15 protein-coding genes and 1 pseudogene are annotated in these 12,834 nt (G+C 61.6%); 10 read left to right on the top strand and 6 right to left on the bottom strand.

The window, feature by feature from the left end; all coding sequences use genetic code 11:
* Position 1 precedes the first annotated feature (1 nt).
* The 4 genes from OCK01_RS10810 to OCK01_RS10795 all read right to left on the bottom strand — a co-directional run bounded on the left by OCK01_RS10810 (position 2) and on the right by OCK01_RS10795 (position 4,609).
* A complete protein-coding gene (locus OCK01_RS10810; RefSeq protein ID WP_263823930.1) occupies positions 2–1,621 on the bottom strand; it encodes a cisplatin damage response ATP-dependent DNA ligase in 1,620 nt (539 codons plus the stop codon).
* Positions 1,621–2,631, bottom strand: coding sequence for a ligase-associated DNA damage response exonuclease (locus OCK01_RS10805; RefSeq protein ID WP_263823929.1), 1,011 nt, complete (start codon positions 2,629–2,631; stop codon positions 1,621–1,623). The genes OCK01_RS10810 and OCK01_RS10805 overlap by 1 nt, the downstream gene beginning before the upstream one ends.
* Positions 2,632–2,761: 130 nt before the next feature.
* Positions 2,762–3,517 (bottom strand): sulfite exporter TauE/SafE family protein, encoded by a 756-nt coding sequence (locus OCK01_RS10800; RefSeq protein WP_263823928.1) that lies wholly within the window; start codon positions 3,515–3,517, stop codon positions 2,762–2,764.
* Between the two features lie 324 nt (positions 3,518–3,841).
* Positions 3,842–4,609 carry a potassium channel family protein gene (locus OCK01_RS10795; protein WP_263823927.1) on the bottom strand — a complete coding sequence of 256 codons (768 nt, stop codon included), beginning with the start codon at positions 4,607–4,609 and terminating at the stop codon, positions 3,842–3,844.
* Positions 4,610–4,743: 134 nt separating this feature from the next.
* On the opposite strand from OCK01_RS10795, the gene OCK01_RS10790 reads away from it, so the two are divergent.
* From OCK01_RS10790 to OCK01_RS10775, 4 genes and pseudogenes are all read left to right on the top strand, one after another.
* Positions 4,744–5,073 (top strand): SMR family transporter, encoded by a 330-nt coding sequence (locus OCK01_RS10790; protein WP_182829410.1) that lies wholly within the window; start codon positions 4,744–4,746, stop codon positions 5,071–5,073.
* A 103-nt stretch (positions 5,074–5,176) separates the two neighbouring features.
* Positions 5,177–6,109: a DMT family transporter gene (locus OCK01_RS10785; RefSeq protein ID WP_263823926.1), complete on the top strand. Its 933-nt coding sequence runs from the start codon at positions 5,177–5,179 to the stop codon at positions 6,107–6,109.
* Between the two features lie 37 nt (positions 6,110–6,146).
* Positions 6,147–6,401, top strand: coding sequence for a type II toxin-antitoxin system Phd/YefM family antitoxin (locus OCK01_RS10780; RefSeq protein ID WP_182828497.1), 255 nt, complete (start codon positions 6,147–6,149; stop codon positions 6,399–6,401).
* Positions 6,398–6,652: pseudogene (locus OCK01_RS10775) on the top strand (Txe/YoeB family addiction module toxin). The gene OCK01_RS10780 and the pseudogene OCK01_RS10775 overlap by 4 nt, the downstream one beginning before the upstream one ends.
* 4 nt (positions 6,653–6,656) lie before the next feature.
* Here the strand turns inward: OCK01_RS10775 and OCK01_RS10770 are convergent.
* Positions 6,657–7,298: a TetR/AcrR family transcriptional regulator gene (locus OCK01_RS10770; RefSeq protein ID WP_263823925.1), complete on the bottom strand. Its 642-nt coding sequence runs from the start codon at positions 7,296–7,298 to the stop codon at positions 6,657–6,659.
* Between the two features lie 297 nt (positions 7,299–7,595).
* Between OCK01_RS10770 and OCK01_RS10765 the strand changes: the two genes are divergently transcribed.
* The 5 genes from OCK01_RS10765 (at position 7,596) to OCK01_RS10745 (ending at position 11,456) form a co-directional block, all read left to right on the top strand.
* Positions 7,596–8,846, top strand: coding sequence for a Zn-dependent hydrolase (locus tag OCK01_RS10765; RefSeq protein WP_263823924.1), 1,251 nt, complete (start codon positions 7,596–7,598; stop codon positions 8,844–8,846).
* A 49-nt stretch (positions 8,847–8,895) separates the two neighbouring features.
* The gene (locus OCK01_RS10760; RefSeq protein WP_263823923.1) at positions 8,896–9,114 is read left to right on the top strand and encodes a hypothetical protein; all 219 of its coding nucleotides are present in this window, start codon (positions 8,896–8,898) and stop codon (positions 9,112–9,114) included.
* A 72-nt stretch (positions 9,115–9,186) separates the two neighbouring features.
* Complete coding sequence (locus OCK01_RS10755; protein ID WP_263823922.1) at positions 9,187–9,525, top strand: hypothetical protein; 339 nt, start codon at positions 9,187–9,189, stop codon at positions 9,523–9,525.
* Positions 9,522–10,979 (top strand): dihydropyrimidinase, encoded by a 1,458-nt coding sequence (gene hydA, locus OCK01_RS10750; protein WP_263823921.1) that lies wholly within the window; start codon positions 9,522–9,524, stop codon positions 10,977–10,979. Before OCK01_RS10755 ends, hydA begins: the two co-directional genes overlap by 4 nt.
* 105 nt (positions 10,980–11,084) lie before the next feature.
* A complete protein-coding gene (locus OCK01_RS10745; protein ID WP_263823920.1) occupies positions 11,085–11,456 on the top strand; it encodes an endonuclease domain-containing protein in 372 nt (123 codons plus the stop codon).
* 80 nt (positions 11,457–11,536) lie between these two features.
* On the opposite strand, the gene OCK01_RS10740 is transcribed toward OCK01_RS10745, so the two are convergent.
* Complete coding sequence (locus OCK01_RS10740) at positions 11,537–11,950, bottom strand: cupin domain-containing protein (RefSeq protein WP_263823919.1); 414 nt, start codon at positions 11,948–11,950, stop codon at positions 11,537–11,539.
* Positions 11,951–12,023: 73 nt separating this feature from the next.
* Between OCK01_RS10740 and OCK01_RS10735 the strand changes: the two genes are divergently transcribed.
* Positions 12,024–12,815 carry an ABC transporter ATP-binding protein gene (locus OCK01_RS10735; RefSeq protein ID WP_263823918.1) on the top strand — a complete coding sequence of 264 codons (792 nt, stop codon included), beginning with the start codon at positions 12,024–12,026 and terminating at the stop codon, positions 12,813–12,815.
* Positions 12,816–12,834 lie beyond the last annotated feature (19 nt).

Raw genomic sequence — 12,834 nt, 5'->3', positions numbered from 1 at the left:
GTCAGTTGCGGCGGCCGGTCTCCATCGTCTCCAGCATCGCTTCCAGCGTCTCGATCGTATCGGCCTCGCCCGACGGCTTGTCCCAGCGCAGGCGGGAGATGCGGGGAAAGCGCATGGCGACGCCGGATTTGTGGCGACTGGAGCGGGCAAGCCCCTCGAAGGCCACTTCGAACACCAGCCCATGCTCCTCCGTCGCCTTGACCGAACGGACCGGACCGAAGCGGTCGATCGTGTTGTCGCGCACGAATTTGTCGATCTGTATCAGTTCCTCATCAGAGAAGCCGAAATAGGCTTTGCCGACCGGCACCAGTTGGCGGATGCCCTCCGCTTCCTGCCAAACCCCGAATGTGTAGTCGGAATAGAAGCTTGACCGCTTGCCATGGCCGCGCTGGGCATACATCAGCACCGCGTCGACCACATAGGGGTCGCGCTTCCACTTAAACCATGGCCCCTTGCGACGGCCCGGCAGATAAGGCGAGTCCTTCCTCTTCAACATCACGCCTTCGATGATCGGGTGGATGGGCGCGCGCCTGAGCGCATCGAGATGATCCCAGTTTTCGAAAGCCACCAGCGGCGACAGATCGAAACGCGAGGGATCGATGCGCGTGATCAGCCGTTCCAGCCGCGCCCGACGCTCGGTAAGCGGCAGTGGCCGGAGATCCTCGCCATCCTCCATCAAGAGATCATAGGCGCGGACGAAGACCGGAAACTCCTTCTCCACCTTGGCCGAAACGGTCTTGCGGTTCAGCCGCTGTTGCAGGTCGGAGAATGTGCCGACGAAGTCGGGCGGACGTCCGACCAGCAGTTCGCCATCGATCACGGCTTCGAAGTCGATGGCCCCCAAGAGATCGGGAAAGGCGCCGGAGATATCGTCGCCGCTGCGGGAATAGAGCCGGTGGACACCGCCTTCGGAGCTGACCTGTACGCGGATGCCGTCCCATTTCCATTCGGCATTGTAATCGTCGATCGACAGCGCAGCGAGATCGCCATCCTCGACAGCGGTCGCCAGCATGACCGGGCGAAACATGGCCCGAGCCGCCTGTTCGGGCTTCTCCGCCTTGCCGGTCAGCCAGGCGAAGAGGTCGGCGTAAGGCGGTTTCAGCCCATGCCACATTTCCTCGATTTCGACCACGTCGCGGGAGCCGAGATCGGCCAGCGCCTGTTTGGTGAGGCCCGATGAGACGCCGATGCGCAGGCCGCCGGTGGCGAGCTTGATGGCGGCGAAGCGCCCCGACGCGTCCATCCTGTCGAGCATGGAGGCGAAGAGTTTCGGCGCATCCGAGCGCGACGCCTTCATCAGCGTCTCCACCACATCGGCAAGCCGCATGTCATGCGCCTGATCCTCGCCGGTCTCGGGCCAGATCAGCGAAATCGTCTCGGCGAGATCGCCGACATAGTCATAGCTATAGGCGAACAGCACCTCGTCCATGCGCTCTTTCGCCAACTGGCGCAAAATCGCCGGCTTGATAGCGGGAATATCGAGCCCGTCGGTCAGCGCCGCCAGCGCATAGCCCCGGTCGGGATCGGGCGTGTCGCGGAAATAATGGCGCAAGAGCGTGAGCTTGCCGTTGCGCGACGGCGTCAGCACCAGCCGGTCGATGAGTTCGGAAAAGCCGCGCATCAGTCGTTCTCGTCCTCATAGCCTACCAAATGCAGCGGCCGCGCCGCGATCTGGTGCAGTTCGCACCACCGCACCAGCGCCTCCTCGCGGCCATGCGTGACCCAGACTTCGCGGGCGCCGGTGTCGCGGATGGTCTGGGTCAGCTCGTCCCAGTCGGAATGATCCGACAGGATCAGCGGCAGTTCGACGCCGCGCTGCTTGACGCGCTGGCGGATGCGCATCCAGCCCGAGGCGAAGCAGGTGACCGGATCGGCAAAGCGCCGCGCCCAGCGATCGGAAAAAGCCGACGGTGTGCAAAGAATGATCTCGCCGGCGAATTTCTCCTTCGAGCCCTTGTCGATGGTCGCCGGCGCAAGCAGTCCGAGGTCGATCCCCTGGCTCTGGTAATAGGCCGAGAGACGCTCCAGCGCGCCGTGCAGATAGATGGTCTTGTCGTAGCCCGCCTGGCGGATGAGGCTGATGACCCGCTGCGCTTTGCCCAGCGCATAGGCGCCCACGAGGTGGCTGCGTTCGGGAAACTGCGCCACCGAATGCAGCAGGCGCGCAATCTCGTCGCGATCGTCGGGATGGCGAAACACCGGCAGCGCGAAGGTCGCCTCGGTGATGAAGATGTCGCAGGCGACCGGCTCGAATGCCTGGCAGGTGGCGTCGGCGCGGCGCTTGTAATCGCCCGAGGCGACGATCCGGAGCCCGTCTTTCTCCACCACAATCTGCGCCGAGCCCAGCACGTGTCCGGCAGGGGCGAAGCGCACGGTGACATCGCCGATCTTGATCTCGCGCCCCAGCTCCGCAGTCTGGCTCTCGCCGGCGAAATTCTCGCCATAGCGGATGCCCATGATATCGAGCGTTTGCTGCGTGGCGAGCACGGCGGCGTGTCCCGAGCGGGCATGGTCGGAATGTCCATGGGTGATGAGCGCCTTGGGCACCGGCGCGACAGGATCGATATAGAAATCGCCGGGGGGGCAATAGAGGCCGCGTGGCGTGGAGCAAAGCAGGTCTGAGGGGCGCATGGTGAGACGAAGCATCCTGTGTTTGGCCTCTATACGCAAGACAGGGAAAAGAGGCCGAGGATGAAACGACTCGGCGCTTGTTTCGGTTCAGTCTACTCTCAAGTCTTGGCCGGAAGAGGCTCGCACCCGTTCAGATCTTCAAGCTATCCCAGAGAGGCAGACTGACAATCGCAGAGATCGCTATCAACGCAAAGCAGATCCGTCGAAACACGTCCTCCCGCGCATAGCCGAAACTGCGCGCGCCGAGATAGAGGCCGAATCCGTAGACCGGCCCCGTCATGATCGCCAGCGCGAACACCTGCAGGCCCAGAAGCTCGGCCCACCAGTAGCTGACCGCCGAGAAGATCGAGGAAATGGCGAAATAGATGACGATGTTGGCGCGCACATGCGCGGCTTTATGCTGTCCGCCGAGCCAATAGGTCACGACCGGTGGCCCGCCGAGTTGCGCCGCGCCGCTGAAAAAGCCGGCGATGACGCCGATGCCGAACGTGGTTGCCGCAACCGGTTTGGACCGATAGCGCCAGCCCGACAACAACAGCAAAAGAAACCCGATCGCCGTGAGCGAGATGCCCCAGCGCGTCGCCAGGGGATCGAAATGCATCAGCGCCATCACGCCCAGGGGCACCGCGACGACAGCGCCCATCGACATCAGGCCGACTGCCTGTTTATCGGCTTTGCCGAACGCGTCGGGGATCAGAGGGAAACTGGCGACGATATCGATGACCAGCAGGATCGGCCCCGCCATGCGCGGGCCGACCACCGCGCTGGCCAGCGGCACGAAGATCAGCGCCGCGCCGAAGCCGGAGAAGCCGCGCGCGAGCCCGGCGACAAAGGCCGCCAACAAGAGGGCGAAGAGGACAGTCGGAGGGTAAAGGCTGAAATTCATCTGGCGCGAACTGAAACTCGAAGAGGCGCCGCTGGCGAGCGCGGAATTCCAAATCTAAAAATCAAAAGGGCCGCCCGTCGGACGACCCCCATGAGATTGGCCTTGTTATGGCCGGGCCCCGAGGACCCTGGAAGGAAGGTTCAGAACGAGGGCTGCCTCGCAGTCTTCACGCTCACTTCCAAGCCATAGCAGAGCGCCGAATACTCATTAGACATTGGATCACCTTCCTTTCTGTTCGTTGCCGATAAGGAAAAGGTATGCCGATTCATGAAGTTTGCAAGAGGGCTCGATGCACGAATTATTTCGCCCGATAACAAAAGCGGATCAGACCGATCCATCCGAGGGAATGTTCAGCACCGCGCCGCAATGTTTGCAATGCACCGCGTCGGCCTCGTGCAGGAAGAGCCCACATTGCTGGCAGTCATAGCGCACCTTGGACGGTCGAAAAATCGTCTGGATCAGCCTGAGGAACAGCGACACGCCGAACACCATGATGATGATGGCGAGGATGCGGCCCCAATCCCCCACCAGCGTCACATCGCCGAAGCCGGTGGTGGTCAACGTCGTCACGGTGAAATAGAGCGCATCGAGAAAATCGCCGATGTTGGGATTGATCCGGGCCTGGGTCACGAAAACCAGTTCCGTCATGATGAACAGGAACACGAACAGGTTCACGGCGCTGAGGATCACATCCTCATGGCGGCGAAACAGCGGAAAATCGGCCCGCAATTTAGCCTGCAGGCGGTAAGAGCGCAGCAGCCTGAGAATGCGCAGGCTGCGCAGAAACGCGAAAGCCGCGCCAAACAGCGGCGCGAACAGCGAGAAGATGACGATCACATCGAGGATGTTGAACGGAGAGAGCAGGAACTGCTTCTTATTGCCTGCAATCCAGTAGCGCGCGATATAATCGAGGGCGACATAAAAGCCGATCCCGACGTCGAGCCAGATCACCCATGTCTCGCCGTAGAAGAACGTGGTGACGACGAGCAGGATCATTGTGATCACGTCCACCGCCAGCAGCAGATAGCGAAAGCGATGCGCGTCTCGCGAATTGGCTTCGTAAAGCGCCTGGATCCTGACCTTGAGCCGCATGATCTCTCCTCTTTGGCAAGGACATATAACGGGTCGCAAGGAATTCGCCAGACCGCATCGCCAGCGTCGCGGGAAAGTCCTGCGGCGACGTGGCGGGACTGGCGCCGTCGCAGCCGGACGGCTACAACGGGATCATGACCTACGCCCTGCTGCTGATCGCCATCGTCGCGGAAGTGATCGCCACATCCGCCCTCGCCAAATCCAACGGCTTCACGATCCTGGCTCCGAGCCTGGTGTCGGCGGTCGGCTATGCTTTCGCCTTCTATCTTCTGTCGCTGGTCACCAAGACCATGCCCGTCGGCATCGTCTACGCCGTCTGGTCCGGCGCCGGCATCGTGCTGGTGGCGCTGGCCGGCTGGTTGATCTTCGGCCAGAAACTCGACCTGCCTGCGCTCATAGGCCTCGCGCTGATCATCGCCGGCGTGCTGATCATCAATCTCCTGTCGAAATCCGTTTCGCATTGACGGCGACCTATAGGTCCGCCCGGGCCCATGCCCGGCTTGCGAGAGCGACCGGGCTGGTGCAGAAGCGCTTCTGACGCGGGCATAACCGCAAGGGAGGACGAGCATGAGCCAAACGCCCAAACCGATTTTGCGGGCCGGCAACAGCCATGCCGTCGGCAAGGAAAAGCTGATGGCGCATCTCGCCATGCTGCTGTTCGCCGTGTTGATCGCGGGTTCCTTCACGCTCGGCAAGGCCGCGACCGCCGTTCTGCCCGGCTACGCCATCAACAGTCTGCGCTATGTGCTGGCGGTGGCGGTGATGGCGGGCGCCGGCCTGTTTCTGCTGAGGGCGCCGCTCACCTATCCCGGCCGCCCCTGGCGCTTCCTCATTCTCGGCCTGTTGATGGCCATCTATATGAGCACGATGTTCAAGGCGCTGGAATTCACCTCCGCCGTCTCGACTGGGGCTGTCTTCACCATGATGCCGCTGTTGAGCGCCGGGTTTTCCTGGCTGTTCCTGCGGCAGACGACACGGCCGGGCGTGCTCATCAGCCTCATCGTCGCCGCCTCGGGCGCGATCTGGGTGGTCTTCCGCGGCGACATAACCGCTCTTCTCGCCTTCGATATCGGCCAGGGCGAGTTGATCTATTTCGTCGGCGTGATCTGCCACGCCGCCTATGCGCCGCTGCTGCGCAAATTCAACCGTGGCGAGGCCGCCTATCAGTTCGCCTTCTGGGCGGTGGCCGCCACCTGCCTCTGGCTGCTGCCGGTCGGCGCGCCCTCGCTGACGGCGGTGGATTTCGCGACGGTTCCGGCCATCGCCTGGATCGCCATCGCTTATCTCGCGGTGGTCACCACCATTATCACCTTCCTGCTGCTGCAATACGCCTCGCTCAGACTGCCCGCGTCGAAAGTGCTGGGCTATGGCTATCTGACCCCGAGTTTCATCATTCTCCAGCAAGGGCTGCTCGGCCATGGCTGGGTGAGCGCGTCGGTGATGGCGGGGGCTCTTACGACCGCGTGCGGCCTGCTAATCATGGGCTTGTTACCGGACTGAAGCTTGTATTGCGTACTTGTACGAGTACAATAGTCGAATGCGTTCGACATCCTACAGCGACCTCCGGAAAAACCTTGCCGCCGTCCTCGACAGTGTGACGGACGACCGTGCGCCTGTGCTGATCACCCGTGATCGCGGCAAGCCGGCGGCAGTGCTGATGTCGGTGGAAGACTTCGCCTCTTATGAGGAAACGGCCCATCTCCTCAAGAACCCGCAAAATGCAGAACGGCTTCTTGAAGCCGTCCGGGAGCTTGATGACGGCAAGGGCGAGGCGCGAGAACTTTCCGAGTGAAACTGATCTTCCACGAACGCGCCTGAGAAGACTATCTCTACTGGCAGGCGACTGATGGAAAGATCCTGGCGCGGGTCAATCTGCTCATCAAGGACGCCAGCCGCCGGCCTTTCCAGGGCGTCGGTAAACCGGAGCCGTTGCGCGGCGAGTTGAGGGGCTGGGGGTCGCGACGCATCGATGCGGAGCATCGCCTCGTTTACCGCCCGAGCGAACAGTGTCTGCTGATCGCCCAATGCCGGCATCATTATTGACCTCTCAGGCCCGAATGCTCAGCCCGCCCATGAACAGTTGCTCGAGAAACCGGGCGGCGTCCTCGAAACGACCATCGCCATCCTTCTCCTGACCGAGCACGGCGCGAACCTGAACGTCGAAGTCGGCGTAATGCTGGGTGGTCGACCAGATCGAGAAGATCAGGTGATAGGGATCGCATTTGGCAATCTTGCCGGCCTTGGCCCAGGCCCTGATGACCTCGGCTTTCTCATCGACCAGTTGTTTGAGCGGCCCCTTGAGCTCGTCTTCGATCAACGGCGCGCCCCGCAGAACTTCATTGGCGAAGAGCCGGCTCTCGCGCGGATAATCGCGCGCCATCTCCAGCTTGCGCCGGATATAGGAGCGGATTTCGCTCTCGGGATTGCCTTCGGCGTCGAAGGCCCGGAGAGGATCGAGCCAGGTGTCGAGCACGCGTTCGATCAGCGCCCGGTGCATCGCCTCCTTGGTGCGGAAATAATAGAGAAGATTGGGCTTGGACATGCCGGCGACCTCGGCGATGTGATCGATGGTCGCGCCCTTGAAGCCGTGCTGGGAGAAGACATCGAGCGCCGCTTCGAGGATCTGCTCCTCTTTCTCTTCCTGTATTCGCGTCCGGCGCTGCGTCTGTGCGGCTCTGGGTATGGGCATCTCTGGCGGCTCCCGCTCCCCTGTCCGTCGCCGGCGGGAACATCGTGGTATTGATGAATTTTTGCGCCAACTTTTCAACCGAAAAAATTTTAGGCAGAACCTCGTTTTTCGTCTTGAGCAGGACGCTGGAAGTTGTAATGTTTACCAAACGGTCAAATTATTGAACAAAAGGCAACTTCGTGCAACTGTTCAGTAAAGGCGAACAAGAAAAACAACGCTTTGACCGACCATGGGAACCATACGGAGCGGAACACCGCCCGCGAGAATGAGGCCTTCAGGCCGCGAGGGAGAGTAATCGTGACTGCACCCGGCGAAAACATGCGCATCAACAGCGACCGTCTCTGGGATTCGCTGATGGAGATGGCCAAGATCGGCCCCGGCGTGGCCGGCGGCAACAATCGCCAGACGCTGACGGATGAAGACGGCGAAGGCCGCCACCTGTTCAAGCGCTGGTGCGACGAGGCGGGCCTGACCATGGGCGTCGACAAGATGGGCACGATGTTCATGACCCGACCGGGAACCGATCCCGACGCGCTGCCGGTTTATGTCGGCAGCCATCTCGACACCCAGCCCACCGGCGGCAAATATGACGGCGTGCTCGGCGTGCTGGCCGGGCTCGAAGTCGTCCGCTCGATGAACGATCTCGGCATCAAGACGAAGCATCCGATCGTCGTGACCAACTGGGCCAATGAGGAGGGAGCCCGCTTTGCCCCCGCCATGCTCGCCTCCGGCGTCTTCGCCGGCGTCCATACGCTGGAGCATGCCTATTCGCGCAAGGACCCGGACGGCAAGACCTATGGCGACGAACTCAGGCGCATCGGCTGGCTGGGCGAGGAAGAGGTCGGCGCGCGCAAGATGCACGCCTATTTCGAATATCACATCGAGCAGGGCCCGCTTCTGGAGGCCGAGAACAAGCAGATCGGCGTCGTCACCCATTGCCAGGGCCTGTGGTGGCTGGAATTCACGCTGAGCGGCAAGGAAGCCCATACCGGCTCCACCCCGATGAGCCATCGAGTCAATGCCGGCCTCGCCATGGCCCGGATCATGGAAATGGTCCAGACGGTGGCGATGGACAACCAACCGGGCTGCGTCGGCGGCGTCGGACAGGTGAAGTTTTCGCCGAACTCCCGCAACGTGCTGCCCGGCACGGTGATCTTCACCGTCGATATCCGCTCGCCCGACCAGACCAAGCTCGACGGCATGCGCGCCCGCATCGAGAAGGAAGCCGCCGAGATTTGCTCGGCCCTCGGCGTCGGCTATTCCGTCGAGGCGGTCGGCCATTTCGATCCCGTCACCTTCGATCCGACCCTGGTCGCCTCGGTGCGCAAGGCGGCGGAAGATCTCGGCTACAGCCATATGGACATCATCTCCGGCGCGGGCCACGACGCTTGCTGGGCCGCCAAGGTCGCGCCCGCCACGATGATCTTCTGCCCCTGCGTCGACGGCCTCAGCCATAACGAGGCGGAAGAGATCTCCAAGGACTGGGCCGCCGCCGGCGCCGATGTGCTGCTGCGCGCGGTGGTGGAGACGGCGGGGATTGTGGAGTGAAAGGTTTCGCTCTATCTTTGGTGGAGAAGACCCAACGCGGGGAACCGCAATGTCCACTGACAATCTCGTACTCGAACATCTGCGCGCCATCCGGGGAAAGATGGAACGGCTTTCCGACGACATGTCGGAAGTCAAAGCCCGTCTCGGCGTTCTCGAATATCAGATCGGCGGCCTCACGGCACAGAATGCGGGCCTGTCCGGACGTCTCGACCGTCTGGATGAACGCCTCAGCCGCATTGAAAAGCGATTGGATCTGGTCGACGTTTAGACAAGGCCGCGTGAAGCAACGCTTTACGCGCTCCCTATTAGGCCATCAATTTAAAGGCAAGGGAGGCACGGCATGAAACTCGACGAGTTCGTTAAGCAGAGCTTGCTCGATATTACCAACGGCGTGGTCGAAGCCCAAAAACAATCAATGCTTTACATTGCGCCCGACTATGTCAACGGCAAGCGCATAGAGCAGGCGCACGACATTAGGTTCGAAGTCTCTGTAACGGTTTCAGTCGAAGGTGGCGGCGGCATAAAGGTGCTTTCGTTTGGCGAACTCAAAGCAGGCGCCAACAGCGAAAACACAAGCAAACTTTCCTTCGAGGTACCGATCTACTTCAACGCGCCAACGCCGCGAAATCCGCTGCATCACAGCAATAACATTGCACGTTCGGAGGGAGAGAACGCATGACCATCACAGTCATCAAGAACGGCACAGTCGTCACCGCCGACCTGACCTACAAGGCGGACGTGAAGATCGAGGGCGGCGTGATCGTCGAGATCGGCCAGAGCCTTTCCGGCGACAAGACGCTCGACGCGACCGGCTGCTACATCATGCCCGGCGGCATCGATCCGCATGTGCATCTCGAAATGCCGTTCATGGGCACCTATTCCGCCGATGATTTCGAAAGCGGCACGCGCGCAGGCCTCGCCGGCGGCACGACCATGGTGGTGGATTTCTGCTTGCCGGCGCCGGATCAATCGCTGCTCGAGGCCCTGACGATGTGGGACAACAAGACCTCGCGGGCCAATGCCGACTATTCCTTTCACATGGCGATCACCGGCTGGAACGAGCGCATCTTCGACGAGATGAAGACGGTCGTCCAGGACAGGGGCATCAACACCTTCAAGCATTTCATGGCCTATAAGGGCGCGCTGATGGTGAATGACGACGAAATGTTCGCCTCCTTCCAGCGCTGCGCCGAACTCGGCGCCCTGCCGCTGGTGCATGCCGAAAACGGCGACGTCGTCGCCTCCATGACGGCCAAGCTGCTGGCTGAAGGGAACAATGGCCCCGAAGCGCATGCCTATTCGCGCCCGCCGGAAGTGGAAGGCGAAGCAACCAACCGCGCCATCATGCTGGCCGACATGGCCGGCGTGCCGCTGTATGTGGTGCACACTTCCTGTGAGCAGGCCCATGAAGCCATCCGCCGCGCCCGCCAGAAGGGCATGCGCGTCTATGGCGAACCGCTGATCCAGCATCTAACGCTCGACGAGAGCGAATATTTCGACAAGGACTGGGACCACGCCGCCCGCCGTGTGATGAGCCCGCCCTTCCGCTCCAAGGCGCATCAGGACAGTCTTTGGGCCGGCCTGCAATCGGGCTCGCTCTCCTGCGTCGCCACCGACCATTGCGCCTTCACCACCGAGCAGAAGCGCTTCGGCCTCGGCAATTTCGCCAAGATCCCCAACGGCACCGGCGGGCTTGAGGATCGCATGCCGATGCTCTGGACCCACGGCGTCGCGACCGGCCGCCTGACCATGAACGAATTCGTCGCGGTCACCTCGACCAACATCGCCAAGATCCTCAACATCTATCCGAAGAAGGGCGCGATCCTCGTGGGCGCCGACGCCGACATCGTGGTGTGGGACCCCAAGCGCTCCAAGACCATCTCGGCCAAGACCCAGCAGTCGGCGATCGACTACAATGTCTTCGAAGGCAAGCAAGTCACCGGCCTGCCGCGCTTCACACTGACCCGCGGCGAGGTGGCGATCGAGGAAGCGACTATCAAAACCCGCGAGGGCCATGGTCAGTTCGTCAAGCGCGAACCCTTCACGGCGGTGAACAAGGCGCTGTCGACCTGGAAAGAGCTGGTTGCGCCGCGCAAGGTGGAACGAATGGGGATACCGGCAAGCGGGGTGTAAGGCGCGATGCTGAGCGGCATGGCGAACATCGGCGGCGCCACTCTCCCCCCTTGTGGGGGAGATGTCGCGAAGCGACAGAGGGGGGTATTCCCCAGGAGGACAAGCATGCCGCATGCATCTGTTGCTCCTAAACTTCGCCGAAACGCCAAAACCCTGCGGCGAGACATGACCGACGCCGAACGGAAGCTCTGGAGTCAAATCCGAGGGCATCGCCTAATGGGACTTGGTTTTCGGCGTCAGTTTCCTCTTGGCGGCTACATTGCCGACTTCGCTTGTCTGGAACATCGCTTGATCATCGAGGTGGACGGATCACAGCATGGGCACGCAGAGCAACGCGTCTATGATGCGGCGCGAACCCTGAGATTTGAGAGGGACGGCTGGACTATTCTTCGTTTCTGGAACACGGACGTGCTGACCCATATCGACGATGTCTGTGAAATGATCGTCCGCGCCGTCGGGACGGATAAATTCAGATGAGGTCGCGTCCGGTGATATACCCCCCTCTGTCGCTTCGCGACATCTCCCCCACAAGGGGGGAGAACGGGCGGCATGAGCTCTCAATCCGCCAGCCTCTCCAACGCCGGCAACAACACCACGCTCTCCTGCTCGTTCGGGTCCGTCCGCGCGATGACCGCCGAACAGCTCTCCGTCTGGGATCGGTTGACCGGAAGATGCGGCATGCCGGCGGGGATGTAGAACATGTCGCCGGCTTTGGTGACGACGCGGTGTTCAAGATTGGGGCCGTAGAAGCATTCGACTTCGCCGGAGAGCACGAAGATCGCCGTCTCGTGCCCCTCATGCATATGCGCCTTGGCGCGTCCGCCGGGCGGCACGGTCAAGAGCATCATCGCGATGCCCTGCGCGCCGGAGGACTCCTTGGAAATACCCTCGAGATAGGAAAAGCCCTGCTTACCGTCATAGGGGATGGCGGGGCGGATCAGCTTGCAATCGGACGCGGGGGATGATGACATAAACCAAATCTCCTTCGAACCAAGACAGAGCGGATCAACCGCCAGGGGAGAATAATCATGATACTGGGTGCACATGTCCACTTCTAAAACACCAGTGGTGACGGCGCGCGATCTCGGCCTGGTCTTTCCGACCAATGACGGCCCAGTCACCGCGCTGACCGGCGTCGATCTCGACGTCAACAAGGGCGATTTCGTCTCCTTCATCGGCCCCTCGGGCTGCGGCAAGACGACATTCCTGCGCGTGATCGCCGATCTCGAAAAGCCGACGTCTGGCTCGATCCTGATCAACGGCATGACGCCTGAGAACGCCCGCAAGAGCCGCGCCTATGGCTATGTCTTCCAGGCGGCGGCGCTCTATCCCTGGCGGACGATCGAAGAGAATATCGCGCTGCCGCTCGAAATCATGGGCTACGCAAAGTCGGAGCAGAAACAACGCATCGAGCGCACGCTCGATCTCGTCAATCTCTCGGGCTTCGGCAAGAAGTATCCCTGGCAGCTGTCGGGCGGCATGCAGCAGCGCGCCTCCATCGCCCGCGCGCTGGCCTTCGACGCCGATCTGCTGCTGATGGACGAGCCATTCGGCGCGCTCGACGAAATCGTCCGCGACCATCTCAACGAACAGCTCCTGAAGCTCTGGGACCGCACCAACAAGACGATCTGTTTCGTCACCCATTCCATTCCGGAAGCCGTCTATCTCTCCACCAAGATCGTGGTGATGAGCCCCAGGCCCGGCCGCGTCACCGATGTGATCGAATCCACCCTGCCCCGGGAGCGTCCGCTCGAAATCCGCGAAAGCCCGGAATTTCTGGAAATCGCCCATCGCGTTCGCGAGGGCTTGAGAGCGGGACATTCCTATGACGAATAGTCCCCTTACACGCATGCGC

Source organism: Rhizobium sp. TRM95796 (assembly GCF_025779995.1).
In the GTDB taxonomy this organism is placed as follows: Bacteria; Pseudomonadota; Alphaproteobacteria; order Rhizobiales; family Rhizobiaceae; genus Rhizobium_E.
Note: the sequence above shows the minus strand (reverse complement) of the source record. Positions and strands in the feature narration are given on the sequence as shown.

Coding starts and splice junctions, on each gene's coding strand:
- OCK01_RS10770 (WP_263823925.1), bottom strand. CDS start 7,298: ATGCCCATACCCAGAGCCGCACAGACGCAGCGCCGGACGCGAATACAG.
- OCK01_RS10790 (WP_182829410.1), top strand. CDS start 4,744: ATGACCTACGCCCTGCTGCTGATCGCCATCGTCGCGGAAGTGATCGCC.
- hydA (WP_263823921.1), top strand. CDS start 9,522: ATGACCATCACAGTCATCAAGAACGGCACAGTCGTCACCGCCGACCTG.
- OCK01_RS10795 (WP_263823927.1), bottom strand. CDS start 4,609: ATGCGGCTCAAGGTCAGGATCCAGGCGCTTTACGAAGCCAATTCGCGA.
- OCK01_RS10760 (WP_263823923.1), top strand. CDS start 8,896: ATGTCCACTGACAATCTCGTACTCGAACATCTGCGCGCCATCCGGGGA.
- OCK01_RS10810 (WP_263823930.1), bottom strand. CDS start 1,621: ATGCGCGGCTTTTCCGAACTCATCGACCGGCTGGTGCTGACGCCGTCG.
- OCK01_RS10740 (WP_263823919.1), bottom strand. CDS start 11,950: ATGTCATCATCCCCCGCGTCCGATTGCAAGCTGATCCGCCCCGCCATC.
- OCK01_RS10785 (WP_263823926.1), top strand. CDS start 5,177: ATGAGCCAAACGCCCAAACCGATTTTGCGGGCCGGCAACAGCCATGCC.
- OCK01_RS10745 (WP_263823920.1), top strand. CDS start 11,085: ATGCCGCATGCATCTGTTGCTCCTAAACTTCGCCGAAACGCCAAAACC.
- OCK01_RS10780 (WP_182828497.1), top strand. CDS start 6,147: ATGCGTTCGACATCCTACAGCGACCTCCGGAAAAACCTTGCCGCCGTC.
- OCK01_RS10755 (WP_263823922.1), top strand. CDS start 9,187: ATGAAACTCGACGAGTTCGTTAAGCAGAGCTTGCTCGATATTACCAAC.
- OCK01_RS10800 (WP_263823928.1), bottom strand. CDS start 3,517: ATGAATTTCAGCCTTTACCCTCCGACTGTCCTCTTCGCCCTCTTGTTG.
- OCK01_RS10805 (WP_263823929.1), bottom strand. CDS start 2,631: ATGCGCCCCTCAGACCTGCTTTGCTCCACGCCACGCGGCCTCTATTGC.
- OCK01_RS10735 (WP_263823918.1), top strand. CDS start 12,024: ATGTCCACTTCTAAAACACCAGTGGTGACGGCGCGCGATCTCGGCCTG.